The sequence below is a fragment of the Terriglobus saanensis SP1PR4 genome, assembly GCF_000179915.2.
In the GTDB taxonomy this organism is placed as follows: Bacteria; Acidobacteriota; Terriglobia; order Terriglobales; family Acidobacteriaceae; genus Terriglobus; species Terriglobus saanensis.
Window position 1 is genome coordinate 3,616,006 of sequence record NC_014963.1, and the last position, 26,046, is coordinate 3,642,051.

At 55.9% G+C, this 26,046-nt stretch carries 22 protein-coding genes; 11 read left to right on the top strand and 11 right to left on the bottom strand.

The window, feature by feature from the left end:
* The first annotated feature begins 6 nt into the window (after window positions 1-6).
* From ACIPR4_RS14485 to ACIPR4_RS21775, 5 genes are all read left to right on the top strand, one after another.
* Window positions 7-318 (top strand): DUF3649 domain-containing protein, encoded by a 312-nt coding sequence (locus ACIPR4_RS14485; RefSeq protein ID WP_013569407.1) that lies wholly within the window; start codon window positions 7-9, stop codon window positions 316-318.
* Window positions 315-1,916, top strand: coding sequence for a PepSY-associated TM helix domain-containing protein (locus ACIPR4_RS14490; protein ID WP_013569408.1), 1,602 nt, complete (start codon window positions 315-317; stop codon window positions 1,914-1,916). The genes ACIPR4_RS14485 and ACIPR4_RS14490 overlap by 4 nt, the downstream gene beginning before the upstream one ends.
* Window positions 1,916-2,215 (top strand): DUF3325 domain-containing protein, encoded by a 300-nt coding sequence (locus ACIPR4_RS14495; RefSeq protein ID WP_013569409.1) that lies wholly within the window; start codon window positions 1,916-1,918, stop codon window positions 2,213-2,215. Before ACIPR4_RS14490 ends, ACIPR4_RS14495 begins: the two co-directional genes overlap by 1 nt.
* Before the next feature lie 12 nt (window positions 2,216-2,227).
* A complete protein-coding gene (locus tag ACIPR4_RS14500; RefSeq protein WP_013569410.1) occupies window positions 2,228-2,473 on the top strand; it encodes a hypothetical protein in 246 nt (81 codons plus the stop codon).
* A gap of 503 nt (window positions 2,474-2,976) precedes the next feature.
* Window positions 2,977-5,025, top strand: coding sequence for a PAS domain-containing sensor histidine kinase (locus tag ACIPR4_RS21775; RefSeq protein ID WP_013569411.1), 2,049 nt, complete (start codon window positions 2,977-2,979; stop codon window positions 5,023-5,025).
* Here the strand turns inward: ACIPR4_RS21775 and ACIPR4_RS14510 are convergent.
* The 5 genes from ACIPR4_RS14510 to ACIPR4_RS14530 all read right to left on the bottom strand — a co-directional run bounded on the left by ACIPR4_RS14510 (window position 5,000) and on the right by ACIPR4_RS14530 (window position 10,280).
* Window positions 5,000-5,692 carry a transposase gene (locus tag ACIPR4_RS14510; protein ID WP_013569412.1) on the bottom strand — a complete coding sequence of 231 codons (693 nt, stop codon included), beginning with the start codon at window positions 5,690-5,692 and terminating at the stop codon, window positions 5,000-5,002. The genes ACIPR4_RS21775 and ACIPR4_RS14510 overlap by 26 nt on opposite strands.
* Window positions 5,693-6,056: 364 nt before the next feature.
* Window positions 6,057-6,989 (bottom strand): GGDEF domain-containing protein, encoded by a 933-nt coding sequence (locus tag ACIPR4_RS14515; RefSeq protein ID WP_013569413.1) that lies wholly within the window; start codon window positions 6,987-6,989, stop codon window positions 6,057-6,059.
* Window positions 6,990-7,288: 299 nt separating this feature from the next.
* The gene (locus ACIPR4_RS14520) at window positions 7,289-8,878 is read right to left on the bottom strand and encodes a ParB/RepB/Spo0J family partition protein (protein WP_041586834.1); all 1,590 of its coding nucleotides are present in this window, start codon (window positions 8,876-8,878) and stop codon (window positions 7,289-7,291) included.
* Between the two features lie 86 nt (window positions 8,879-8,964).
* Window positions 8,965-9,378 carry a DUF6908 domain-containing protein gene (locus tag ACIPR4_RS14525; RefSeq protein ID WP_013569415.1) on the bottom strand — a complete coding sequence of 138 codons (414 nt, stop codon included), beginning with the start codon at window positions 9,376-9,378 and terminating at the stop codon, window positions 8,965-8,967.
* The gene (locus tag ACIPR4_RS14530; RefSeq protein WP_013569416.1) at window positions 9,375-10,280 is read right to left on the bottom strand and encodes an ArdC family protein; all 906 of its coding nucleotides are present in this window, start codon (window positions 10,278-10,280) and stop codon (window positions 9,375-9,377) included. Before ACIPR4_RS14530 ends, ACIPR4_RS14525 begins: the two co-directional genes overlap by 4 nt.
* Before the next feature lie 410 nt (window positions 10,281-10,690).
* Between ACIPR4_RS14530 and ACIPR4_RS22970 the strand changes: the two genes are divergently transcribed.
* The 5 genes from ACIPR4_RS22970 (at window position 10,691) to ACIPR4_RS21780 (ending at window position 14,134) form a co-directional block, all read left to right on the top strand.
* Entirely contained in the window at window positions 10,691-11,002 is a 312-nt protein-coding gene (locus tag ACIPR4_RS22970) for a hypothetical protein (RefSeq protein ID WP_222829236.1), read from the top strand.
* A gap of 205 nt (window positions 11,003-11,207) precedes the next feature.
* Window positions 11,208-11,426 (top strand): hypothetical protein, encoded by a 219-nt coding sequence (locus tag ACIPR4_RS22975; RefSeq protein WP_222829237.1) that lies wholly within the window; start codon window positions 11,208-11,210, stop codon window positions 11,424-11,426.
* Window positions 11,423-12,139, top strand: a complete 717-nt coding sequence (locus tag ACIPR4_RS14540; protein WP_013569417.1) for a DUF6602 domain-containing protein — start codon at window positions 11,423-11,425, stop codon at window positions 12,137-12,139. The genes ACIPR4_RS22975 and ACIPR4_RS14540 overlap by 4 nt, the downstream gene beginning before the upstream one ends.
* 153 nt (window positions 12,140-12,292) lie before the next feature.
* Entirely contained in the window at window positions 12,293-13,150 is an 858-nt protein-coding gene (locus ACIPR4_RS14545) for a hypothetical protein (RefSeq protein ID WP_013569418.1), read from the top strand.
* A gap of 54 nt (window positions 13,151-13,204) precedes the next feature.
* A complete protein-coding gene (locus ACIPR4_RS21780) occupies window positions 13,205-14,134 on the top strand; it encodes an AbiJ-related protein (protein WP_013569419.1) in 930 nt (309 codons plus the stop codon).
* A gap of 36 nt (window positions 14,135-14,170) precedes the next feature.
* Here the strand turns inward: ACIPR4_RS21780 and ACIPR4_RS14555 are convergent, their stop codons facing one another.
* A complete protein-coding gene (locus tag ACIPR4_RS14555) occupies window positions 14,171-14,971 on the bottom strand; it encodes a TIGR02391 family protein (protein ID WP_013569420.1) in 801 nt (266 codons plus the stop codon).
* Between the two features lie 659 nt (window positions 14,972-15,630).
* Between ACIPR4_RS14555 and ACIPR4_RS14560 the strand changes: the two genes are divergently transcribed.
* Window positions 15,631-16,698, top strand: coding sequence for a hypothetical protein (locus ACIPR4_RS14560; protein ID WP_013569421.1), 1,068 nt, complete (start codon window positions 15,631-15,633; stop codon window positions 16,696-16,698).
* Between the two features lie 63 nt (window positions 16,699-16,761).
* Here ACIPR4_RS14560 and ACIPR4_RS14565 read toward each other — a convergent pair whose 3' ends face one another.
* The 5 genes from ACIPR4_RS14565 to ACIPR4_RS14585 form a co-directional block, all read right to left on the bottom strand.
* Window positions 16,762-22,923, bottom strand: a complete 6,162-nt coding sequence (locus ACIPR4_RS14565) for a tetratricopeptide repeat protein (protein WP_144312443.1) — start codon at window positions 22,921-22,923, stop codon at window positions 16,762-16,764.
* Between the two features lie 317 nt (window positions 22,924-23,240).
* Entirely contained in the window at window positions 23,241-24,131 is an 891-nt protein-coding gene (locus tag ACIPR4_RS14570) for a CBASS oligonucleotide cyclase (protein WP_013569423.1), read from the bottom strand.
* 3 nt (window positions 24,132-24,134) lie between these two features.
* A complete protein-coding gene (locus ACIPR4_RS21785; protein WP_013569424.1) occupies window positions 24,135-24,638 on the bottom strand; it encodes a hypothetical protein in 504 nt (167 codons plus the stop codon).
* A complete protein-coding gene (locus tag ACIPR4_RS14580; RefSeq protein ID WP_013569425.1) occupies window positions 24,638-25,111 on the bottom strand; it encodes a hypothetical protein in 474 nt (157 codons plus the stop codon). The genes ACIPR4_RS21785 and ACIPR4_RS14580 overlap by 1 nt, the downstream gene beginning before the upstream one ends.
* Window positions 25,108-25,986, bottom strand: coding sequence for an AAA family ATPase (locus ACIPR4_RS14585; RefSeq protein ID WP_013569426.1), 879 nt, complete (start codon window positions 25,984-25,986; stop codon window positions 25,108-25,110). Before ACIPR4_RS14585 ends, ACIPR4_RS14580 begins: the two co-directional genes overlap by 4 nt.
* Between the last annotated feature and the right edge of the window lie 60 nt (window positions 25,987-26,046).

Genomic DNA, 26,046 nt, shown 5'->3' on the forward strand with positions numbered 1-26,046 from the left:
TGACGCATGGTCGAGCTGAACTTACCTATTCAAAGCCGTGCGCGCAAAAAAGATGTGACATCGCGGGTCTGCGCCGCGTTGTTCGGCGGCTACTTCGCGGGAACCGCCTTCAGCATGCTGGTGGCGCGCCTGGTGCCGCTGGCGAAAGTAGAAGCGACCACTACGGCCATCCTGTGTACGCCGATTCTGTACGTAGCAGCGATCCTTTGGGCATTCTCCGCCCGCTCGCCGTCCCGCGCCTGGCTCGTGCTTATCCTCATCGCCGTCATCGCGGGCGGACTGACCTTGGGATTAATCATCGTGAAAGGCCGGCCATGAAAAGGACATTCCGCCTATCCATGCAGTGGCTGCACACCTGGACGGGGCTGGTCTTTGGCTGGATCATCTTTCTCGTCTTCTTCAACGGGACCGCGGCTTACTTCAGGCAGGAAATCACTACCTGGATGAAACCGGAGATTGCGGCCGCTATCGACCCGGCGAAATCGGTTTCCGGTGCCGTCGCATTTCTCAAAATGAAAGCACCCAACGCCGAAACGTGGACCATCAGTGTGCCGGATAACCGCTATCCGGGTTCCGATGTCACCTGGCAGGCGAGACCGAAGCCTGGGGAGGCTCCCACCGAAGAGGAAGACGATCAGCGGCTGCCGCCCGACCGGCGCGCGACCATCGACGCCAATGGCAGACCTTTGGTGATACGAGACACCGAGGGCGGCGATTACTTCTTTCAGTTTCATTACGCCTTCCACTACCTGCCGCAATTTCTCGGCCTGCTTGTGGTCGGGATGGCAAGTCTTGGCCTGATGGTCGCACTGACGACCGGATTGATCATCCATCGAAGAATCTTTGCCGAGTTCTTCACGTTCCGTCCGGGACAGGGAGTGCGCTCACGGCTCGACGCGCACACCACGTTCTCTGTCCTTGCGCTGCCGTTCCATCTGATGATCACCTACAGCGGCGTAGCCATCCTGATGTTCTTCTTCATGCCATGGGCCATGTTCGCGAATTACTCCAACCCGCTGCCCTATTTCGAGATGATCATCTCACGAACTCACACAGCCCCCGCAAGCGGTCATACGGCACCGCTGGTTTCCGTCAATACGGTTCTGAGTGCGGCTGAAGTCGTATGGAAGGGCGGGCGCGCTGAAAGGATTCGCGTCACCAATCCGGGCAATACAAACGCGACCATCACGGTTGATCGGCATCTCAACGGGCTTGTCGCCGGTCCGAACGCGAACCTCACCTTCAATGGAGTCACCGGCGCCCTGGTCGGCCCGACTTCGCAGACGAGCGCGGCGGCCACTGCGATATTCAGCCTGCATCTAGCCCATTTTGCGCGACCGGCGTTGCGCTGGCTGCTGTTTCTCTGCGGCGCGACGGGAACCGCGATGGTTGCGAGCGGCCTCATTCTCTGGACCGCCAAGCGCCGGCGCAACCTTTTGGACCCCGAGTACAGTCGACGAGGTTTCCAGATTGTCGAAACTCTCAATGTGGCGGTGCTTGCGGGCTATCCGGCAGCGACCGCCGCCTTGTTTTGGGCCAACCGCCTCTTGCCCCTATCCATTGCTTCTCGCGCAAACGTTGAGATCCTGTGTGCCTTCGGCTGCTGGGGCCTATTGCTGGTCTGGTCCGCTGCGCGCCCGATGCGCAAAGCCCGGGTCGAAGTTCTAGGGGTTGCGGCGCTTCTCTTTCTTCTGCTTCCAATCGTCAATGCAGCAACCTCTGCACGTGGCACGCTCGCGAGTCTCATGCGTGGCGATCCGCTCTATAGCGGGTTCGACTTCGTCTCGCTCGTTCTTGGGCTACTGTTCGCCACGGCCGCAATGTTGACGCGACGGCGCACGTACTTGCCAGCGCCTCCCGCCTTGGCTGATCCCATTGCTGCGATTGGCCCAACGATTCTGGAAGGAACGGAGTAATGGGACTTGCCTTCATCCTCGCGCTGTTTGGCTTTGCCGCCCTTGCAATAGCGATGCGGCGTCACCACCGCGATTTGTTCGGAGTGGAACCTTCTCGACAGGGACGTGTGATTCTTCACGCAGTCGGCGCACTCGGGCTGGCAGCTTCCTACGGCCATCTCTGTCTCGCATGGGGCGCTGTCGAGGGCACGATCGATTGGCTGTGCCTCGCATCGCTGGCCGCCATCGTGATCGTCGCCGCCCTCGGCGCCATGACTCGCCTCCGCAGGGCTGGACCAAGGAACGGCGCGCTTCGCTGAATGCAGGTGAGGATGACGATCTTCCCTGGCGAAGACGGCCTCGACGTGCTGATCTGGGGCAGATGGAGTCATGGGTCGATGCGCTATCGTCACTTCGATGATCGAACCTGCATGATTGCCACACTGAAGAATCTGGGACTTCTCAGTTCCGAGCATGCACGGAAACTCGAAGCCTTTGTGTTCGCGAACCACTGCCCCATCTACTCGTCGGAGATCGAGGAAACCGTGCTTGCGGCGCACGGTTTCCTTCCAGCCTGAACGTCCGTCACGTTTTCGACAGCGGGCAAATCATTCTGTAGTGTCTCTATTCGGACCCGCCACCCATACTGACATTTCGATCAGGCAGTGTTACAGACTCGTGAAAGGCTTTGTTGAGGAAGCGCCTCTCTTCCGTCAGCTCCATCTCTTTTGTCTCGGCTTGAAGAGGACATGCCGCACGCCCATCGTCGCCTCACGGTAGCGTGGTCTCCAAGGGCATGGAGAGGGGCTACAGTCTGAATCTAACTTGCAGAAGATCTGCAGAATTAGAGATGAGCGGCATACTTCGCAACCACACATAAGTAAGTAGTCTGCGTGCTCGACTCCTGATGCTCGTCATCTTCGTGACATCGCGTTACTGTGCCTTCGCTGCGATCCTCATCGGGCGTCCTATCGACGAGCGTTGTCACACGATATTATCGTGGTTGTAGGTGCACTACCAGATTGATTAATTCCCAGCCAACCCGTAGCAAAGGTCTAAAAAGTAAGGAGAACGTGCTGATTTGAGAACGATTCCCGACCAGCTACTAGCGACAACCCTGCGTGCCATTGGTGATGGTGTAATCTCCTGCGACCTTGAGAATCGTGTTGTCATGATGAACGCAGTGGCCGAGCAACTGACCGGATGGTCTGAGGTCGAAGCTGCCGGACATACTCTGCGCGAGGTCTTCGTCATTGTGAATGAGACGACGCGGGAGATCGTCGAAGACCCGGTGGACAAGGTCCGGCGTCTCGGCACAATTGTCGGCATGGCTAATCACACGTTACTGATTCGCCGGGACGGGACAGAGATCGCCATCGACGATAGCGCGGCTCCCGTATGCACTGACCAGGGTGAGATGCGCGGTGTTGTCCTCGTCTTCCGGGATGTGACCGAACGTCGCCGTGCCGAATGGAATCTGGATTTGCTGGCCCGATCCGGCAAGGTCTTACTGGAACATCGGAAGTTCAGTCTGCTGCTCGACAGCATCGCGGAACTCACCACTGACCACTTCGCGGATTTCTGTGTACTGGACATGGTTTTACCTTCCGGTGAGATCGAGCGAAGCGTTGGCGTACATAAGGACCCCGCCCTCCGGGCTCTTATTGAAGAACTCAGCCGCTTTCCACCCGTTCCGGGGCAGAAGGCTCATCCCGTTATTCAGGTGCTTTCCGATGGCAATCCGCAATTGTTTCCAAGCATCGATCAAGCACTGCTGAAGGCAGTCGCGAAGAACGAAGTGCAGCGTCACCACTATGACAGACTCCGAATTCGGTCAGCCATCTATGTGCCGATTGTGGCGGATACGAAGATATTCGGCGTAATGACCTTCTGCCGCAACATCAGTCCTGTTCCGTTCGATGAAGAAGACCTTTCGACGGCAGTCGAACTCGGACATCGCATCGGCGCGGCCCTCGACCAAAAGAACGCGATTGAATCTCTTCGGAAGAGCGAAGCGCGGTTCCGTCAATTGGTTGAGAAGGGGAATATCGGAATCGTCATAGGAGACTTGGCGGGGGGCCATTCCTACATAAATCCGGCACTCATGGAGATTCTGGGATACGACAAGGTGGAGGCTCTGAATTGTGATGAAGTAACGCCTCCCCAGTATCGACGCCTTGATCTGATTGCGCTCGAACAACTCAAAACAAGCGGAAGCTGCGTGGCGTACGAAAAGTCTTATAAGGCGAAAGACGGTACCTTGATCCCATTTCTCGTCGGGGCGGCGGTAATTAGCGATGCATCGGGTGAGGTAGAAGAGGTCGCCTCGTTTCTTGCAGACCTTCGCCCCCAAAAACAGGCAGAAGCTGCCTTGTTGCAGAGCGAGAAGCTGGCTGCCGTCGGCAGGCTGGCCTCTTCGATCTCTCACGAAATCAATAATCCTCTCGCCTCCGTCACGAACCTGCTCTATCTCATTCGATCCGATGAAAGTATGTCCCCGCAATCGAGGGATTATCTGGAGACAGCCGACAGGGAGCTTATCCGCGTATCGCAAGTTGCGGCCCAAACGCTACGTTTTCACCGCCAGTCCACGCGGCCCATGACCATCGCTCCAGAGACGCTGATGGATGAGGTCCTTGCCCTATACGGTGGACGACTCGTTAACTTCAACATCAATGTCCAGCGAGAATACGCGCCGGATGTTCAATTGACTTGCTACGAGGGCGATGTTCGGCAGGTACTCAACAACCTTATCGGAAATGCGGTCGATGTCATGCGCAACGGCGGTTGGTTGAGAGTCCGAACGCGGCCCTCGACTCTGTGGTCAACCGGCCGAGCTGGTGTCCGTATCACAGTCGCGGACACTGGGGGCGGCATGACGCCGAAGGTTGCAAAACACATCTTCGAGGCGTTCTTCACAACCAAAGGCAACAACGGGACAGGTCTCGGGCTTTGGATCTCCTCACGCATCGTCCATAAACACCAGGGCGCGCTCAAGGTGCGAACATCTACGGCAAACGAACATAGAGGATCGGTGTTCACACTGTGGCTGCCTATCGATCTGGCGGAAACATCGCATGAACCATGGCATAAAAGCGAGGGAACTACCGTTGAAGCACCCGAGTCGTAATACCGGGCCTAATTTTGTTCATTCGGATTTTGGGGACTAGCTCCGAAGGGAAAGGTGCAGGAGAAGGAACTTGACTCCTGCCGCGCAGCCGGTTTGTGAGTTTCTCAAGCGCGTCTTGCACAGCAGATGGATCGACGGTTTCCTGATGCTCTTCGCCATCCTCCATACTGTCCAGGTACCGTTGAAGCTTGAATCTCTCGCGGGCAGTGTCGATGCTGGAGACAGCGCGGAACTTACTGCCATCGATGGCGATCCACTCCCCTCGGATGAGGCCACAGCTTTTTGCGAAACGGACCAACTCCACTCCAGCAAGAGTCACCGCTTCGCGGTGCATACGCCTGAACTCCGCAATGGATTTATGATCTGGATACAACCTGCTCAGCAGCCACATAAGCTCCACGTTGCGTCGACACTCCTGCTCTAATCGGCGTGACGAACGAATCTGATTCAAGTAGCCGTAGAGATACAGCTTCAGGAGATCGCGCGGATCGTAACCGGGCCGTCCTGTCTTTGCAACCTCCGCACGCTCGAAGCCCAGTTCGTTCATCTTGAGCCTGTCGACGAAAGCATCAATCACTCGGCATATATGATCGACCGGAACAAGATCATCCAACACGACTGGAAACAGCGTTCCTTGGCTTCGACCGTCGCCTTCGATGTATCCCATGAGACGGACCCTCGCTCCCACGAGGGCATCGTCTCATTTTTTCCTGTTTAAATCGCAGGAGTTTAGTAAGAGCCTCGTTCCTCCTTGTACGCTTTCGTCTCAATTGCTTGAGCGCTTAAGTAATGAGAGGTGCGTTTCTATCGACCCATCCCAAGGACTCCTGAGAAGTCTTGTAGATTTGATCGATCAGATGTTGCCGCCGCATAGCATCTCTGAAGTCGCGGGTTTCGGATGTGCCGTTCGCGTTGTCGCCTGCATAACCGCATACGAGGAGGCGATTCTCGACTCTCGGTGCAGTCGTGCATTAACGAAGCAGTGAATCTTTGCGAATGCTTTCGGATAAAGGTCCAACAACGTCGTGAGATTAGATATCTGTAGGCACCAACAGGAGAGCCGTGGCGACGCGATTGCGACCCTCGTGCTTTGCCTTGTAGAGAGCATTATCCGCGGCCAAGAGCAGGCTTTCCGGCATGCGTATAGTTCCACCCTGTCTGGCGAGGGCAGTCGCAATTCCAATGCTGACCGTAACCAAGTTTCCGCCTTCCGGATTTCCTTCATGGGTGATCTGGAGAGATTCGACAGCAGCTCTTACTTTCTCCGCTATTTCCATCGCGCCACTTCTGTCGGGAGCAGGGAGGATGATTGCGATCTCCTCTCCTCCATAGCGGGCGACAATATCGGTGGAACGCACGACCCCAACGATCAAAGAAGCTACCGTCCGTAGACAATCGTCCCCAACCTGATGCCCATATTGATCGTTGAACTGCTTGAAGCGGTCGATATCGAGGAGCAAGAGGGACATTTGTGAACCCTCTCTCAAGGTTCGTTTCCACTCCCGCTCCAAGGCTTCGTCGAATGCACGACGATTGGCTATGCCGGTCAGGCCGTCGGTAAGCGCTAGAGCGGAGAGCTTTTCCTCCAGGAGCTTTCGCTCACTGATGTCGCGTGCAGAGGTCACAGTCTCAATTGGTTCACCCGTAATAGGATCGCGAACCACACGAGCGGTGAATTCCATCCACACCAACGTTCCATCTTTTCTTCTCATCCGGGCTGCGACAGGCATAGCTGTAATGCCTGGAGCGAGGTTCCGTTCGATGGCTGCGACCACAACAGGTATATCTTCGGGGAAAATCAGGGCAAGCGGAGCCATTGCTATCATTTCTTCCGGCGTCCAGCCAAGGATATGCAATGAGGATGGGGAGACGTAATACAACCTTCTGTCCAGGCCAAAGCGGGAAATAATATCGGCACTGTTCTCAGCAAGAAATTGAAAATCGTTCTGGTTTCTGTTGGTCATGACACGCTCCATAGGCAGTACTCGTTGTGGGCAGACCAGAAACCCATGTCCCTCCGTTTTGGCTAGCTGCTGTCAGCAATTCTCGAGAGCTCGACGAGCTGCAAGTTTATCAACGATTGGCTCAATCCAGTCTTAGAGTTTCGTAACAGCCTCGGAACGTCTTCTGCCGCGCAGCCGGAGAGCGGGCCGGAGTGCAGGGAATGAGGGTGCAGGGGGAAAACGGCACGTGTTCCCCTTGCCGCCGTCTGGGGGCGGAAAGAAGGGCGGCTGGTTCGCCGCGCTCCCAGAGATGGAAGTGCTCAGGCCGCTTTCTTCGCGGTTTTCTTGTTGACTGGCAGCGGTGTTTTCTTCGCCTTCTCCTTTGCGGCGAACTCTTGCTTGACCTTGACAGCGATGGCCTCGGCGTCCACTTTGTAGGTCGTCGCGGCCTCCTTGAGGACAGCGGACGGATTGCCACGGGTCGCGGCTAGCAGGATGCCAGACTCGACAAGAGCGCGGGACAACGTGCCTTCATCCGCCCGGTGCAGATAGGCAGCGAACGCCTTCTTGATACCACCATCGTCGCGCTTCTGGCGGATGCCGTGCTGCCGTGCCAGCGTCTCGATGCGGTTCTCTTCCATGACGGTAACCAGCCTTTCAAGAATGAACAGCAGGTCACGCTTGAGAAGACGCACCGGCACCGCAGAGCCGATGGCAGCGAGAACGTGCAGACCCGTTGTGTTCGCAATGGCCTGTTCCTTGCGCTGCTTCTCCTGGTCGGCCTTCCAACGTTGTTCGTCACGGCCGGGCTTCTGCTGCGGATGATGAACCGGGCAGGTGAGATTGGCGCACACCTTATGAATGGTGCCAACATCGCTGCCCTCAGTGATGATGGCCTCGGTGGTGAACTTGCACACCTTGAACTCGGGCCGTTTGGCCTCATCGGTGGACTTCGGCTTGTCGTCCCGAATCGCGGTGTACTTGTTGCGCGGCAATACCGGACTACCTTCTTTCTGCCCACCATAGGCGGTGCTGATCTGTACCAGTTCCGGCTTGGCAGCGATGGCCGTCGCTACATGCGCGGAGACTTTGGCCTGATAGCAGTTGGGGTCGGTGCAGCGGTCGCCATGCCTGCCGAGGTCATCCCCGAACAGCAGCTTGTTATGGCCCGTCCGCTTGGGGCAGTCGGCACAACTGCCAGCAGCAGGAACCAGCTGCGCGTCCCGCTTGTTGAACGGCGCATCCTTCAGGACTAACAGGATGTTCGAGTCAATCCAGAATTGTAGGTTGCGTACGGGTAGCAGAATGCGGGCTGGTTTCGAGGCTCCGTTGTAGACCTCTTTGAAGCACGCCTTGAGTGCGTCTTCCTGCTGGTCGGCTGGCAGCTTCGCCAGCAGCAGCGCATGGCCAACGCCGATGTCGTCGGCATAGAAGGCATCGACGGAAGACGGGACAAGGTCGGTCAATTTCAATCGAGCGGCGACGAATGCCTGGCTTTTGCCGACACGCGCTCCAATCTGTTCGATGCTGTACTTGGGCTCTTCCAAGTCCAGCAAAGCACGGAATCCCTGCGCTTCCTCCATTGGGTGAATCTCCGATCTGACAAGGTTCTCCACCAGTTGAGCCTCTAACGCCTCGGCGTCGGAGAGGTTGACGATGCGAACGGGCACAGTAGGAGTTTCGGCCATCTGCGCGGCGCGGTAACGCCGTGCCCCGGCGATGATCTCGAAGCCCTTCTCGGTGAGAGGCCGCACCAGCAGCGGCGACAGTACGCCCTGGGTGCGGATGGAGTCGGCCAGTTCCTTCAAAGCGGTTTCCTCGAAGGTGCGGCGCGGGTTGGTCTTGGATTCATTCAGGAGAGCAAGTGAAACGTTGCGATACTCGGTGGCTTGGATGACTTGGGTTTCCATGATGGGTGTGCTCCTTTCGAGCGGTTGAAGGGTGAAGGTTACGGAGCGGCACACGTCGGGCATGGCTCCGCTCCAAGGCGAGCGGACTAGCCGAGGATGCACTTGTCCGTGAAAACTTCAGTGAAGCCCTGCGAACGCAGGTTGCTGTTCCACAACTTGGCGAACGTCTCGTGTTGCTGGTGTAGTTGGGTGTGATAGCAGTAATTGCCGTCCTGAATGAAGCGGCTCCACTGCTCTATGCCTGCGTAATCGTTCCGCCAATAAAACGCGTTTAGGTGTGGGCCACCGGCGAAGCCAAGCTCAAAGCACATCTCCGGGTCACGCATGGGATCACCATTCTGGATGCCGTAGTGAGCCACAGACAGCGACGGCAGACCACACGGCCCGGACTCGTCCACGGCCTCGATGACAAGTTCCATGTACGGCGGGTTTTCGATCTTGAGATAAAGGCTGGCCCTCCAGCCTCCGGCTTTCTGCAAGATGGCGAGGATGGTTTTCATGCCGCCACCTCTGCAAGTCCATCCGTGGCGGCTTCGTCTACGATGGGCGGCTCCAGTGCAGCAAGAATGACGCTGGCGGTTTGCTGGATGACTTCCAAGCTTTCGGCCAACAGCGAGGCATTACCGTGGTACAGGCTGATGTAATCGGCGGATGCGCTGCCCGTAATAAGTCCAACGGCTTTGCCTACAACGAAAGCCACGGCTTCCGCCTCCGTCTCGCGTACGGTTTTCGTGGTTGCGGTGCGGCGTTCGGCCTTGTGTAAGAGTTCGTGTGCCGTCTCATGCACTAGCGTCGAAAACTCTTCTGCCTTCGACTGTCCCGGCAGGATGGCAATGCGTCCGCCATAGCTCATGCCGAGAGCGGGCGCGATGTTGGAGTTATAGACAAGCTGAATGCCCTTGTCCTTGAGAAACGCGGTCAAACGCTCGATGTTCTCGCCGGGGTCTCCGCTCACTTCGTGCATGGTGGGCAGGTCTACGCCATCGGTCTGCGAAACGTCGAACACATAGGCATTGCGGAAGCCAAGCAACACGCGTTCATTCTGTTTGGTGATGTCCTTGTTGGCTTCTTCGTCTTTCTTGCGGCGAACGCCAACAATGGGAGCGAGGATGCGGATGCCCTTCTGTCCGGCCTTCACAGAGCGACCTAAGTTCTTCCACGTCCAGAACCCCGCAACTCTTGTCGCGGAAGGCATCTGTCGCGCGATCTCCAAGACGTTTCCGAAGGAATACGAATGAAAACGGCTCATGGCTGTGAGGTAGTTGGTGAGGGCTTCGGAGTGTCCCGCCTCCAACTGCTCAATCAAGAGCTTGATGTTGGCGGCGATGAGTTCCTGCTTCGTGGAGGGTTTCTTGCTGTCGATGGTGGCGAGGATGTTGTTTGTAGTGGCTGCGCTGCTCATGGTGTCTCTCTCCTTTGCGGTTGCTTTTGCTTTTCATGCCATGCGTGGCATGTACCTACATGCCGAACGCCTCCTGGCGAAGGCGGGGCGGCAAGGCGCAAGGGGAGGGGTATCTCCCATCCGGAGCAAAGCGGAGGACGAGCGAAGCGAAGGTCTGCACAAGCGCAGCGCGGAAGACTGTTGGGAAACCCCTTGCGCCGCGCCAGGGCAGCGCCCTCAGCGAGGTTTGGTTTCCTTATGCGTGCGCGTGAGCGCACATGGACTTCAAGGGTCGCGTTGCGGCAGGAACAGGCCGCTGTGGAGGGTGGCGGAAGACGCGTCAGCGGCTGGAGACAGGGTGAGGAGTGCAACTCCTCCCTCTGATTGCAAGAAGAGAACTTATTCGTGAAATGATGTTAATGAGGATGTCAATGACACCGGACGAATACTTGGCAGGTATTCTTCATCGCGAAACGGTTGTTCCTGGCTTGTTGTCACCGCTCTGGAGCGTGCAGCGCGAGCTATCTCCACTGGTAACTGAGTGGGCAAATGGTCGCCTCCTGAATATGACCCCGAGTGGCTCGTATGCGAAGGGGACGTGCAACTTGAACGGGACGGATATCGACCTCTTCATCTCTCTGGAGCCGCAAACCATCGAGACCTTGGAAGAGATTCACAACAAACTCTTCAACCGGCTTACGGAACGTGTCAATCAACGTACGGGTGCAAGGGCAATCGGTTGATCTGGTGCCCGGAAAACTGCAGAACTATTTGTGCGAGGATCACGCGCTCTATCGGCGACGGGCAAAGACCTGGACAAAGACAAACGTTCAGACACATATTGACCATGTTCGCAATTCCGGTCTGGTCTCCGAGATGCGGATTTTGAAGCTGTGGCGGAACCAAAAGAGACTTGATTTCCCGTCGTTCTACCTTGAGCTGACGGTCATGAGGGCTCTAGCGGGCAAGATCCGGTTGTCCCTCTCCGACAATGTCTGGACGATACTTGAATATCTTGCGGAGTCCTTCTCCGCGGCACGCATCGTCGATCCCGCCAACACGAACAATGTGATTTCCGATGACCTCACAGCAACGGAAAAGCAGTCGATCGCCGCGGCTGCGCGCACCGCGCGGAATGCGCCCACATGGGAGGAGATTGTGCGATGAAGTGGAATCTGGCAGACCTGATGGCGGGCCTCCATGCGGAGGTCGAACACCGGCTTGGCACTTCGCGCCGTACGCTTGGTCACCCAGGCGCACTGGGCGATGCCAGCGAGGGCGTTTGGCGAGAGATGCTTGCGGACTATTTGCCGAAGCGGTACAGCATTGCGAAGGCGACGGTTATTGACAGTCTTGGGGCGGCCAGCGATCAGATTGACATCGTGATCTTTGACAGGCAGTACACACCATTCATATACAACTTCCAAGGCGGGTTCGTCGTGCCCGCCGAAAGTGTCTACGCAGTCTTTGAATCAAAACAAGCGGTGAACGCTCAACATGTCGACTACGCCCAAAAGAAAGTAGAGGGAGTCCGTGCTCTCCACCGCACCAGCCTCCCCGTTCCGCACGTGGGCGGGATGGCCGATCCAAAGCCACTCCACCATATTCTGGGCGGTCTGCTGACGTTCGAGAGTGACTGGAATCCTCCTCTTGGAGATGCACTCTCGCGAGCGCTTGAAGCGGACGCCAAAGACGGCCGGCTCGACATGGGTTGTGTGGCGGCACATGGCTTGTTCGGCTGCGACGCAAGCGGATGTTTTATTACGCAACCTCATGGCAAGCCGGCTACGGCCTTTCTTTTGGAACTCATCTCTCGGCTCCAGAGCTGCGCCACTGTGCCGATGATTGATATCAGCGCCTACGCGAGATGGCTCACATAATTAACGACGTACACGCAGAAATCCTTTTTCACAGGTGGTTTCCGCTCCCCCCACCGGATATGGCCAGTGCGCTTCGTCACACGGCGTCGCGGCACTACAGCTGCAACTCCTCAGCCCTGAGACGAATCGTGTACCGTGGATGAAGGTGCTCCGATGGAACACACTCAACTCCGTCTCGGTTATCATCTCGTCGCGTTCCTTGACGTGCTTGGACAGCGCGAGAGGTTCAAGCAACTGCACCTGCCGAAGACCCCCCAGCAACATGAGGAAGTGGCAGAGGTGCTCCGACAGACCGCTGGGTTTGTCTTAGAGCTGCGAAAGACGTTTGCGAACCAATTTGCCACGTTCGAAATGGGGCTGGTTGGGTTGAAAACCCACGCGCCTGCGCCAGTCTGCCCGAAATTCGTTGGCTTTTCGGATTCCTTTGTCACCTCCGTCCCACTGCACAATGAATCGAGTCACCTCACATCTATGGCTACGGTTTTTTCCGCGCTGACTGCGGCAGCTGTAGTGATGATGACTGCCTTGGCGAGCAAACATGCGCTTCGAGGCGGTATCGATGTGGGTCTCGCGACGGAGATTGTTCCCGGAGAAATCTACGGCACCGCGTTAGAGCGAGCCTACGTGCTTGAATCCAAGGAAGCGGGTTATCCCCGCATTGTGATCGGCGACGAGCTTTGGAATTACCTCAACGTAGCTAAGGCGAATTTTCAGATCCATGTCACTCCGGAATCGAAAGCCATCGTTGCCATGATTGACCGCCTCTTGTTGCTGATCGCGGTGGATGCAGACGGAAGACGAGTCCTCGACTATCTAGGGCCGGTTCTCAGTGAACTGCAGGGGACCGATGACAACTTCAAGGTTGGCATGGTCCAGCCGCTGTATGCATTTGTGCTCGCTGAGCGAGAGCGGGTTATCTCGAACGGAGACGCAAAGCTTATTACCCGTTATGACTCCTTTCGCCAATATGTGGAGTCTCGCCTGCATCTCTGGAATCTGCAGAAGATGTGAAGGCTTTATCGGATTAGGGGATCTGCCTTAGACTCATCGATAGGAATGCCACGAATGAAGAAATCACACAAGCGGCAACGGATGACTGAAATAACACGGCAGGCTATCGTAGATCGATTGTTTTTGGATTCCAGCGAGCCTTTTTACGGAAAGTCAGACCTGATCTCCTTCTTGAAGCGGACATGGCCACTTTCGCAAATGCCTTCCACCGATTACCGATTCAAGGATGCGGAAGGCGATATCTGGCAGCACTCAGTCAACAACGACGATTGGACGGATTCTGAGTTGCTATGGAACCGACTGAAGATTGGTGAGATCCCGGACGAGCAATTTTCGCGATTCCTGGAAGCGCGCGTGCATCCGCTCATCTGCCCTGACCGAGATCGTATGGAGTCTTTGGTGGCCGCCTTCAACGAAGAGCTCAAAAACGATCGATTCGTGATGAGAAAGGCCTCCGAAATATCGGGCCGACCAATTTACAAGGTTTCGTCACTGGATGATGTCGGCGGCTTAGGAAATGCATATGAAGTGGTCCTTTCGTTTGCAGGCGAGGACCGGGCGTATGTGGATCAAGTCGCGCAAATTCTCAGAGACAGCGATATTTCTTTGTTTTACGACAACTACGAGGAAGTCACCCTCTGGGGCAAGAACCTCACCGAGCACTTGCATATGGTGTACAGCAGTTCGGCCAGATACTGCGTGATGTTTATTTCGGAGAACTATGCCGAGAAAGTCTGGCCTACGCACGAACGTCGCAGTGCATTCGAGAAGGCGATCTCTTCGAAAGAGGAGTACATTCTTCCGGCAAGATTCGATGACACCGATATTCCTGGACTCAGCAAGCACATTAGCTATATCGATCTACGAAAGAAAAGCCCCGATCAGTTCGCAGCCCTCATCATTCAGAAGTTAGGGCACACAATTGCGGATGACGTTGAAGAATCTACTGACTCTACACTCAGTGACGACGATATCCCGTTTTAACGGGTTGGATATCGTACGTCGTCGGCGTAGATCGAATCAACGTGCAGCGTCCAACCGCCTGTGAATCAAAGAGGCCAAGGAAAGAAGATCTTCCGCGTCTTCTTTACTCATAGACCACAAGATGCGAGCCTCATGCGCGGTTGGGTTTCTGAACATGCCAAACGTGCCTTTGATGAGATTGGCAAAGCCGGATTGCTCGCTTCGTTGGCTCTCTGTGATGCCATCATTGATGGCCAGTCGAGGGGCAGAGCCGCACAAGGTAGCATCCACGAGCTTCGCCCCGTCGTCGGTGAGGCCGGACTTTCCACGGAGCTTATCCGCAATGCTCTTAGTCGCCTCCAATACTGCGTGATAGTAGTTATCCGCCACGAGCTCAGCATTGCAGAAACGCAGCACATCTGCGTGCACGCCTCGCCGTGTCAAATCAGCCCGCAATTCGTCGGCCCGGCATTGAGCTTCAGTCAGAGTCTCAGCTCGCGCGACAGCGATTACTTTGCCAGTTACATCTACGGCCAGTCCAGAAAACGCGATGGCGCGATTGAGATTCGTCCTTATGCGCTCAAAGCGCTCGGGCGCTTTGACATAACGTTCGGGTTTCATCGACTGCCGGATGAATTCGAGTATGGCGCGCCGATTTTGACTGAAATTCTGACGTTCGACGAACGCATTGTGCAAGCGTTTCCATTTGGTCATGTTTGGGCTAGGGTCCGCCATTTTGAGAGTTGCCAAGATGTGGCCGATCTCTGTGTTCGTCAGCCCCTCGGTGGTGTCGCCCAATGCTGACGCAATGGCCTCAAGTTCGCTTTGTGAGAAGGTATGTTCCATGCTTCGATGCAAGCGTCTCCTTGGCGCACGGTTCTCTCGCTAATTGCAGGACAAAACGGTCCATGCATGCCGCGACTGCTGCGCAGTTTCGAGGTGCAGTAAAACAGCAAGAATAGCAGGCGGCCGAGTGGGATTCTATTGGTCTCGCCAAGCAGCGAACAGGAATCTTGGGTCGCGTTGCGACCGGAAGAGCCGCCCAGCGGTTGAAGACAGGCGAGGAGGAACTCATCCCTACGGGTGGAACTTTGTTATTTGCCTAAGGAGAGCGGTTCGCGTGAAGATAGAAGCGGGACGGGCACGCACCGTCCTGGGGTTTCGAAACCCCATAACACATAGGCACGCTGTTGGCGCGCTGAAGGATTCCCTACGACTTTTGCGGTCGGGGAGCTGTGGACGAATGTCCAGGCCCCTAAAGCTAAAGGTCCATGGAGCCGTGTGTTATCGGCTTTCGAACTCCCCGATCATGGGTTTATAGGGCGGTTTGCGGGGGCGTACCGCAGACGTTTCCGCCCCCCTGGGGGGAGGAGTATGCTGTTCCCGCTTGAAATTTCCCCTAAACGGTACTTGCTAATGTTCGCCGGGTGCGGGTTTCCTTTGCCTTCCGACAAGCGATGGAGGCGCGGACTTATCTGCCTGGAATTCTCCTGCGGGAAAGTGAGGGAGTGTCCACGATGAGCACCATTCGCGAATTGACCTTCCGTCCGCTGGGTGAAGTCTGCCTTCCGCTGCCTGAGCGGTGCAGCCTCGATGTCTCCTGCTTTCAAGAACCCGAGGTACAGGAGGCACTCGCCATAGCGATCGAAGAGATGCTCTATCTCGTCGCATCAGCCGGAATTGAACTGCAGGCGTTGGACGGGGTGACGGTGGCGCCAGACTGCCGGGCAGCCGCATGCGCGTTACAAAACATGCCGGAAGGACAGATTCCGCTGGAGATGAATCCGCAACCCGAGGCGATGGAAATGGCACGAACCGCCGCCGTGCGCCGGGAGGGCGATTTGCGTTTCCATATTGTGTTGCGACCCGGACTCGGCCTGATGACTATCTCGCCGGAGCCGGAGATGCAGCGCGTGGCACGAGCATGCATCGCTCACGAAGCGGCACATGTGCAACACGAGAGTCATCTTTTTCGGATGTTTCCCGACAGCTACGGCAAGCCTCTGGAATGCGGAAATCGGTCGCGACAAACATTTTTGAAGGCGATGGATGTCTGGAGCGAATATGCCGCCAGCCGGTCCTCGGCGATCTTTCGCCCTGAGGCGGTCGAGGAATTTGAAGGCATTCTCTGCCGTGCAATAGAAGATAGCTTCGCCGCAGCGATGGACCAAATCAGCGCGCACCGCGAGGGGCGCGGCGCAGCGGAGGTGTTTCGCGAGGTTCAGCAGATCTTCGGGGATGTCTTTATCTGTGCCGGCTACTTGCTCGGCCATGTCCACGGGCTGGAACTGAACCTAAAGGATCACGCACCACGTCTTCACGAGGCGTTTCAGAAGCGTCCGCCCGTCAAGGGCCTCATGATGCGGCTCGAACGCATCCTGCGTGAAATGTGGTTGCAGGAATTTGTGTGGGCATCGATCGAAGTCTTTGCACCTATCTACGACCTGATCTGCGACATGATGGCCCAGTGTGGCTTGGTCTTTGTCAGGCACGAAGAGGAATGGCGGGTGGTGATGTATGAAGAGCCCGAAGAAGGCCTGGAAGGATGGATCAAGCCGTCTAATTTAGGAGAAAACTGGTATTAATAGCGGCTCGGGCCAGTATTGCTGTGAAAATATCCCACTGCGCGGTTGTCCGCGGTACCGTTACTAGTCTCGCGAAGAACTGGGCAACGCTAAGTCTGTGCCTAAATTGATCTCTGGATCCGTCTTGATGGATCGCAGATAAACCTGAAGCTTCCAAAGATGGCGAGAGTCGGCATTGGGCAGAGCCTCTATGAGGCGATCAGCCATACCTCTACACAGTTCTGCGCATCTTGGCGACGCCTGCACCAGCTCTAGCCAGAGCTCTCCGATCGAACGGAAGGGACTTTCACCAAGATCGGCTCCCCGATAAAGATAGAGAGCGGCAGAGAGCACCATGTCGTCCACTTTCATCGCACGAGCGAGGTCTGCGTCACGTTTCGAGTCCTCGATCACTTGAAGAAGTTCTCGTCTGACCTTTTCAACCACATCTTGCCCTAGCTCTCTGGCATGGGTCGCGGCAAACGCTAAGGCTAACGGAGCCACATTCGGATTGGTTGCGTACAGGGCTGCCAGGTCAACCGTCTGCAGGAGGATGCGGATATCCGTTCGAGCATCATCCGGGATGATGCCAGATTTGACTACTGATTGAAGATGTACCCAGAGGAGCGGGTCTCCACCATTCAATAGGTTCTCCGCGATCTGCCTTGGAGTATCAGGGTGCCGCGCGGCCAGACAAAGAGAACGAGTGTCCTCATCAAGCCCTTCTAGCCATCCCATTGACTCAGAGAGAATCGATCCTATGGCGTCAGGCTCATGGGTGGCGTCGAAAAGCAGATCGATGAAGTTTCCCGATTGCGTTCCGATCGATGTCTTTAGGCTTTCCTGAACTTCTGATCGCAATCTCGCCCCGTTTTGTGTGGCGTAGTACACCAAGGCGGCGAGCAGTCGGGTTGGTTCAAGCCTCGAGGGATGCGATACATCTCTCCAGTATTCAGATTGATCTCCATAGAGTTCGGCGGGCAGTCGATTCCAACCCTTTCCGAAATTTGTCTGGATCCAATTCATATCAACTTTGCGGCCAACGAAGATCCGTTGCAGTTGGGATACATGTGACCAAATCATCAGGAGTCGGATTCGGCTGGATTGACCCGGAAACGATGGGTGTTGCGAAAGTTCGCGTTCAACAATTGTCAGCATCTGAAGCATCGCGCCAAGCTCAGGACTACCGTTGACTGAGAGCAGTTTGCGAACTAGACGATCTGCCCATCGTACGTAGGCTCGATTCTCCAAGCCGAAGTGATATAGCAGGCGAATGAAGTGGGCGAGAGATACAGGATTTCCGTGGGAGCGTTTCGCCAACCGTCTGAAGATCGAACGCCGCTCACTCTGCGGTTGCTCCTCAAGTCTTTCAAGGGCTGCAGCTTCGAGGTTCTTTGGAAGCATGATCAGGCGCTCCAATGCCGACTGCAGAGTAAGACTCGCCAGCATTACCGAACCACCCTCAATACGTTCGGAAGTCGCGCTCGCATCTGCATCCTCGTCGAGACGAAGGTACCGAGTCAGGAGGCGCTCATCCTTTGGGATCAAGTCGTCTCCAGTGACAGAAGCATGGTTTCCTAACTTCCAGTCGAGGGCTTGATAGAAGTGGTTTGCACTCAGATTTCGGAGCGTCGCCACGTATTGCAGGATCTCTTCTCCGTCACCCTTGCGAATTTTTTGCTTCAACGTGTCAAACTCTGAGTCTGATAGATCAAAAGAGCTTCTGATGGCTGCCATCGCACCGCTCTGCTGCGCTTGCACCGAAGACAGGAGTTCTAGAGGAGCTTCGTCCCAGACGATCACCTCGCCTGTTGCAAGATTTTCAACTGCTAGAACGGAAAAGCCATCTCTCACCTGAGTGAAAATCCTTGCTGCGTCTAGCCCAATTGCCTTCTTCGTCCGAACTACGTCACGAACGGCACGCCAGAACTGGTCCGATTTGAAGCGCAATTTCCCGACCGACACCATGCCGATCACTGACACCCCAAATCGATTCATCAGGCCGTTATCCATGATGAATCGCGTGCCGATTTCTTCCGGGAGATCGTCGATCCAGGTATGGACGACAAGCGATAGCGCCGCGAGCACCTTCTTGGCCTTGGGTTCTTTCGGTCGCATCGAGAGAAGCATTTGGGTCATTTGTTCCAAAGTGGCCTCTCTCAATTGTTCGTCTGCCTCAAACCTCGGATGCAGCACGCGGTAGTAGACCCATGACAGATATTCACGTCTCGCCTCTCTCCCTTTATCGGAATAGTCGAATGTCCCGCATGCTGTCACCGTTAGCTCCGCAAGGGTGATCGCTTCAATTGAGAGATCTGCCTCGGGGCTCAGCTGAATTCCGGTGTTGGTACGACCGCGATCCATGAGTAAGAGATTGTCTGTGAGCCACGCGCATTGTTGTTCCCGTATCCGTTTCGATCCATCGGTCTTCCAGATGTCGCGCATTGCGTCAGCGACCGCGGTCGCTGAATTCAAGAGGAATGGCCATTCGAGGCTTTGGTTTTCCATCGAGGGAGATGTTCGCAACGCAGAAGCGTCGTGGAGAGCTCTTGCATGGTTCAATCGCACGACGCGAAGTTCATAGGATTCGGTGAATTCGTCAGTAGCAGATGAGGCTTGGTGTAGCCAGAAGACGAGTTCATCGGATCTGAGGGACAGGAAGCGGAGCCCCGATGCGCGATATTGATTCAGGTATCTGAAGAATGCTTCATCCTTCAATGAGCCGGAGGAATGTAGGCCGGAGAGGATATCGACGGAATCGACAATCCTGACGCCGTCGTGATGGGCGGTCGCGTTCAGTGCTCGGTCATCGATCCATAACAGATGGCTTTTATCCCCGCTGTAGCGAAGGAGATCAATGACGCACCGCCTGACGAGTGACCTCCGGTCGTCAGCCGATCCGTTCTGATCCTGCAAGGAATCATCCAGAACCGGAAGCAGTTGAAAGTCCTTGACCTCCAGGCCCTTGTTGATTCTCTCGATCAACTGCGCAAGAGAGGCTGCATCCTCTGCCGCTCGTTGATACCCCGCCAGTTCATTGCTCAGAAGGATTGCATCCTCCTCAGTAATCTGAACGCGGAATGTCTTACAAACCTCGGTCAAGACATTCGCTTCCGAGAACGACTCTAATAGCGTGAGACCGATGACCAGAGCCGCCCCGACTCCGAGTGTCACAGGTACGCCGCCGTCCTGAGGAGTGGTCCCAAGAGCAGTGATTACCGCCGCCGCTCTCCCTGCGGGAAGCCTGCCGAGCCCGAGGAGGTTGTCGATCACTACCTTGGGCGAGATGACTGGTGTCGGCAACGGTCGTATCGTATCGGACTCAATTCCAAGGTCGGCTGGCGGATAGTCGATAACAATCCCTGATACCGGACCGACAGCGCAGACTGTGATCGTACGGTTGCCAATTGCATCCTGAACACCGCGAAGCGCCGCGACGCGCACAGGCTGGTGACTGCCAACGGCTTCTCGCATCGAGGCAAGGGCCAGAACGCTTCCATGAGGAATGCGAATAGGACGAAACGACTCGACTATAAGGGGCAGGATGCCTAGATGGTGTGCCAGCAGAAGAGACGTCAAGTCGGCACACAGTCTTCCAGGGGACGGGGTGACCGACTCTCGTCTCGAACGCCAACCATGTCTGGCGTATGTAGGGTGCTGACTTGAGAGGTCGGATCGGTTGTCTTCCAGGCGTCGCCCATACCAGGTTGAAAGCTGGTTTCCAAAAGCATCGACTGCGACATAGAGGCAGGCTGACGCTAATCGGTACTGTTGGTAGGTCCTATTCGCAATCTGATTTCGCGATTCAGCGTGAGCGAGGAGCTGCTGAAAGTCGACCCGCCGAAATCCTCGTTCTTCCGGAAGAGTTGTCATGCGTTGCATGAATTCTCCGAGCTCGGAATCTAGGCCGAGGTTAAATCCGATATTGACGACGACTCCTAGAAGGTCGTCGCTCACACCTGACTTCACGGCACGCTTCCAGAGCGAAGTCCCAACCATTGGGCTAACGGTCGCTAGTCTTGCGCTCAGCCTGAGGGTGTCTTCATTCGATAGATCTGGGAATCGTTCATGCCTGGATGCAAGCTGTGTAAGCGCGGTGAAGTCGCCCGACTCCAGATAGAGATTGGCGAGGTTGAGATAGTTGATGCGATTGCCGTCGACAGAGAGGGCATCTTCGGCCGAGCGAATCGCTGAAATTACTTCCCCCGAGCGCTCTTGAGCCCCAATCTTCATCTGGATGAACGACACGGGAAGTCGTGATGACGGAAAGCGTGATCGGTTCTCCTCTATGGCCTTAGCACACTTCGAATATTGACCGTTCTGGAACAAGACGGTGCAACAAATTCGCAGGGCTTCCGTCGTCTCCATGGCCGCTAGCAATGTGTCCGTTAGAGGCAGAGCCTCCGACCATCTTCCTAGCTCAGCGTACGTGGCACACAATTCGAATGTTGCATCCGTCTCGCCTTTCGCATGTTCGGTTTCGAGATGCCTCAGGAGCGGCTCTGCATCCCCGGTTGTGCGCAAGTGGGCCCGGAGTGAAGTTTTTGTGAACAGGTTATCCAGAGTGAAATCCTCTTGGACTTCAACTTCCGCATTCATTGCTGCGACTTGATCGTGCCAGAACCTCCAGAGGCTTTCGTGCCCGATTTGAGTGAATTGATCTCTCTTCTCTTCAAGCAATGCTTTAGCAGCTGGAAGGTCGCGCTCTTCGATGAGGCAAATGAGGAGAACGATCGTTGCTTCTCCTCCGCCATCTTGGGCATGCGCATTCTGCTCCAATATCGATCTGGCCCGTGTGGTATCGACATCTAGCCTTCTTGATTTGGCCCACACGACGCAGGGGGCATTGGCTGGGTCTTGGCTTAGAATCTCCTCGCAGCGCTGATTTGCATCATCGCGTCGGGCGGGATCGGAAGCGATGCAAGCGAGCTCCCATGTCCTGAGGAGGCGAGCGTAGGCGAGACTGGTGTTCGGTTCATCTTGAAGCGTCCGGAAAGTAACTGCGGACTTGGCGAGACGCGCGCGGCTCTCGTCATCTGTCTTGATATGACCCCAGTCGGACGGTTCTGGCCAAGGAGGCAGTTCCGCCAGAGGGCGTTGGGGAGAAAGGCATCTGTAGTAGTCGACGATTGCTGCCGCATGCCGATTGACAGTCCAGGAAGGTGAGATCTCGATCGCCTTCTCAATCTCGTCAGAGGCGGAGCCGCGTTCCCCCTTGAGCAAGTAGGCCAACGCGCGGAGTCTGTGGGTGTCACTTGTTTCAGCGAGCCCGACCAGTTTTGCGAGCGTCTCATCTACTTCGCCCAGTTCTAGTGAAAGTGCTGCGTAGAGCGAGATATTCTCAACGTCCAAAGAGGCTTGAAGTAGAAGCTGAGCTTCTTTGCGGCGGTTTTCGGCACGCAGCACCAATGCCTCAAGGCGAGGTGTGAGATCTGGATTGTGAGATCTAGCTTCGTCCAGAAGCCTTCTTGCCTGTACAACTTCGCCGTCTTCAAGGGCGATCTGGGCCTCTGTGCGGCAGACGGATGCCTTGGCTAAACCAGCCAACAAATCCCACGCTTGCGGCTGCCTGTACCGTTCGACAGCCTCTTGCGCTTCCCGCCGATTTCCAGCCCGCCAACTCTCTCTTGCGACTTCTAGGTCTCGCTCGACCGCGTCAGCGTAATGCGTCGAGATTCTATCGAACTGCGCTACAAACACCTGCGTGAAATGGGATGAAACGGGTGGCTGGAATGGCAGGCTGCCGCCGCAAAGAATGGTCGGCCAGTCGTGGCCAAGATAGTCACTAACAATGCCTCGATGAGACCTGAGTTTCCCCGTAATGGTCGTATCTGACCAAAGCTCAAATGAAATCCCTAAGTTCCGAAGCCTTTTCCTTTGACGTAGAAATTCGGCCTGTACTTTCGTATTTCTGGCATCGCAGGACACGAAGAGGATGAAGGTATCGACCCCTTCTTTCTTCCAATACGTTTTGTGTTTCAGGAATTCCTTGATTGCGCCAGAGACTTGTCCATCCGTTAGCGTCTGGTAGCGTTTGCACTGGCCAACCGTAAGGCCGGATGAAGCCAGACGTTCAGCAAGGATGTCGATACCTTTCTGAGCCTGCCCGGAGACGCCGTACTCTTGTACATTGCGGTACTGAGGGTCCGCTTGCAGAATCTCTTTGCAGAGACTCTGAAATATCAATGGTTGTAACTCCGAATAACGGGGTTGTTCACCAGTCGCGGTTTGCCGTGGCACATCCATACAATCTATTGTGGCAGTTGCTTTAGGTTTTCTTACGCATCGAACGCGATCCGTCGGGCTAGTGGAAAATCTGGTTTCTGATCCATCCAAATGCCACTTTCGATTACCTCAATCCGTCTGACGAGACAGCGTGAGATAACCCTTGAACGTTGCCGACAGCAAACGAGGGATCCTCGTCAGATTTCCTAGCCCGTTTGCGTCCATCCTCGGACCACGGGCAGCTGCTGGCCCAGCCAACCTTTTAATGATGTTGCGTCGTAATGCGGGAACCGATAGGGGCCGATTCGACACATCTGCGGATCCGAACGATCAAATCGTCAAGTCAAAGGAAAATACGGCCCAAGAATCTCTCTCCAAATCTTCAGTGCCTCACCCTGGCGGCCAGTCCGCTCGGCCCTGCAAGCCAAGGCCGCTTTACGCTGCGCCTCCTGCAGCGCGGTCTTTGCAGCCGTAATCATCTTCGGCGTCATCTGGTCCGAAACAAGCGGACCAAGACCAGCCGGGTCCGGCCATTCGCGGCCGATGTTCGCTTCCATCGCCGCGAAGAAGTTCCGCACCTCGTTGGCATAGGTAGAAAACGGCGACTCGACCAGCTCCTCTGCAATGACCTCGATGAGGAACGAAGGCTTGATTGGCTTGCCGTTGGCGCGGTTCCAGCCTTTAATCATCTTAACGAGCGGCACCCAGTAGCCATCGATTTCCTTGTTCTTCGCCGTTGCCTGTGCCTGGTGTTTCTTGGGATTCGTTTTGATCCAGGTACCTGTGACCTTATCGGGGATTTCAAAAACGTCGGTCTCGATCTCGAAGGCTGGCACCGCGTCAATGCTCAGCACTTTCCCGTGGTGGTCGTCGGGATAGTAGTTCTTCTCGAAAACGACCGTGACCGCCCGTCGGCCGATCTCTGTCTGTCCTTCGTCCGTGAACTCTTTCTTTAGGCATTCGTCGAAGGCCGTCAGCATGTCGATGGGAGGCTTGCTACGCCGCCATCTCTCTTTCTGCCCGAGGATGAAGAAGACATCGACGTCCTTGAGGGGCTTGGTTTTTGTATGGCGGCGGTAAGAACCCGAGAGAACGTCGTTGGCGACATCAAAGCCCTTGCGGATGCATTCGCGCACATCCTTGTGCCGCTTCTGCGCGTCTGCGCTTTCCGTTGGGCCGAGTTCCAGATTCTGCCGAAACTTATCGAATGCCTGATCCGTTGTGCGCATGGACTATCTCCAGTAAGTTGCGCCGGCAGTCAAGTGACCGGTCGCAATGACCGTGCCGGAGTGACGGGCAGCGAGCTGTCCGGTTGAAAGGAAATCCGTATCCACAAAACCGTTCACGGTAGCAGCGCCGGGATGGTTCGAAAGAACGATGCGGTAAGTGCAATCCAAAGAGGGCCGCGCTGCCTTGGCGATCAGCTGGCGCAGATAATTCTTGTCTAGCCACATGTCATCGTCGACGCCTGAGCCGGTGTAGACGACCGGAAACTCCCACTTTGCCGACGCGATCGAGTAACCGGGTTTGAAGAACTCAACGGTGACTGTCTTCAGGTGCTGGGAGCTGAGCCAGGTCTTGATGCCGCGCTCAATCGTGTCCCAGTCCTGCATCAACTTGTCAGGGCTGAGGCCGTATTCGCGAATCACCTCGCGGAGCGTGTTGCGCAGGTTATCGCTCAAAAACACGATGCTGTGCGTCTGGCTGAAAACCTGAGAGTAAGTGCTGGTTCCCATTAGAGTGAGCCTCCAATATTCCAATCAATGACAAGTGCGTTGCTGCCTTTTGCAACCTCGACCGAGTCTTCTTCCTCAGCCCGGTCAGCTTCGTCGACATCGAACACCTTGATTCGGGGAGACGTCTTCGCCAGCGATTCCTTGACCCATTTCATGTTGTCGGCGTCGCACGGCACATGCATGGTCCAGTCGCCGGCGGTCGGATTCCAGGTCAGGGCGTCGACTTTCGCGCCTTCTTCGACCGCCTTCATGCCGAAGCGGCAATAGATGCGCAGTTGTGCTCCAACGCCTTCCAGCATGATGGCCCGCTTCGATGGAGATTCATCGGTAATGAGGGAACCCATGACGCCGGTGGCATTCTTCAGCTGAAGGGCATCCTTTGAATCTGGCCCCGTGACCAGGTCAATGATGCGCTGCCAGGTCTCGCTGGCGGACCGGAACGGGATGGAACTTATGTCCCTGCGTATTCTCATGCCGCCATCTCCTTCTGCAGTTTCAGCGAGTGCTTGAAAGCAGCCTCGATCTGCGTCACCGTCAGCCGGTTGGGATCTTTTGCGGTCTCGATGTCCGAGCCGATCGCCGAGAAAATCTCCTTACGAATACGGCGACCATCAAGGCCATCAGCGACTTTCGCGAGGCGATCTGCCTGCGCTTCGAGATCCGATACTTTCGTCCACACCTTGCCAATTGCCTTGAGAGTATCGGCGATGATCTCGCGCCGCGCCAACAAGTTTGGCAGCCCGATCTCCTCGATATGGTCGGCTCGCGAAAGAACCGCGCTGTCGAGCGCCTTCGGGAAATTCGTGGTGGCGATGAGCAGAACATTGCGGTGCTCCCTCGTCAGCCTGTCCAGGCCCGCAAGCGCCGCATCGGTTGCCCGGTGGACATCTATGGGGTTTGCATCGAGGCTGAGCTGATGCCGGGAGACGGCAAGCGTCTCCACCTCATCGAGCAGTACAATTGCTGCGCCGTCCATCGCCATCTCGGGGATCGTATGCTCGAACAGTTTCGCTACCGCCTGTTGGCTGCGCCCGTGCGCCGAACTCATCAGGGCGTGGGGGTCGACCTCGACATACTTGCACTTCGTGCCTTTAAGGTGCTTGGCAACCTGATTGGCAAGGCCCCGCGCCAACGTCGTCTTGCCAGTGCCGGGCGCGCCGGTGAGCAGGATCAGCCCATGCATCGGTGCCGCCTCGAAGGGCAGCTTCTGCCGAACGGTGAAGGAAAGCAACGATTGCGCAAGCAAGCGTTCCCGCGTACCTTTGGCCAGCATGATCGAGTCCCAGGCCGGATCGAATTCGGCGTGAGGGAGGTTGAAATGACGCGCTATGCCTTCGAGGTTGCTCATCGTTGTATCCCTTCGTATCTACTCAGGTTCCGGCCACCAAACTGCTTGACCCTCGACCTA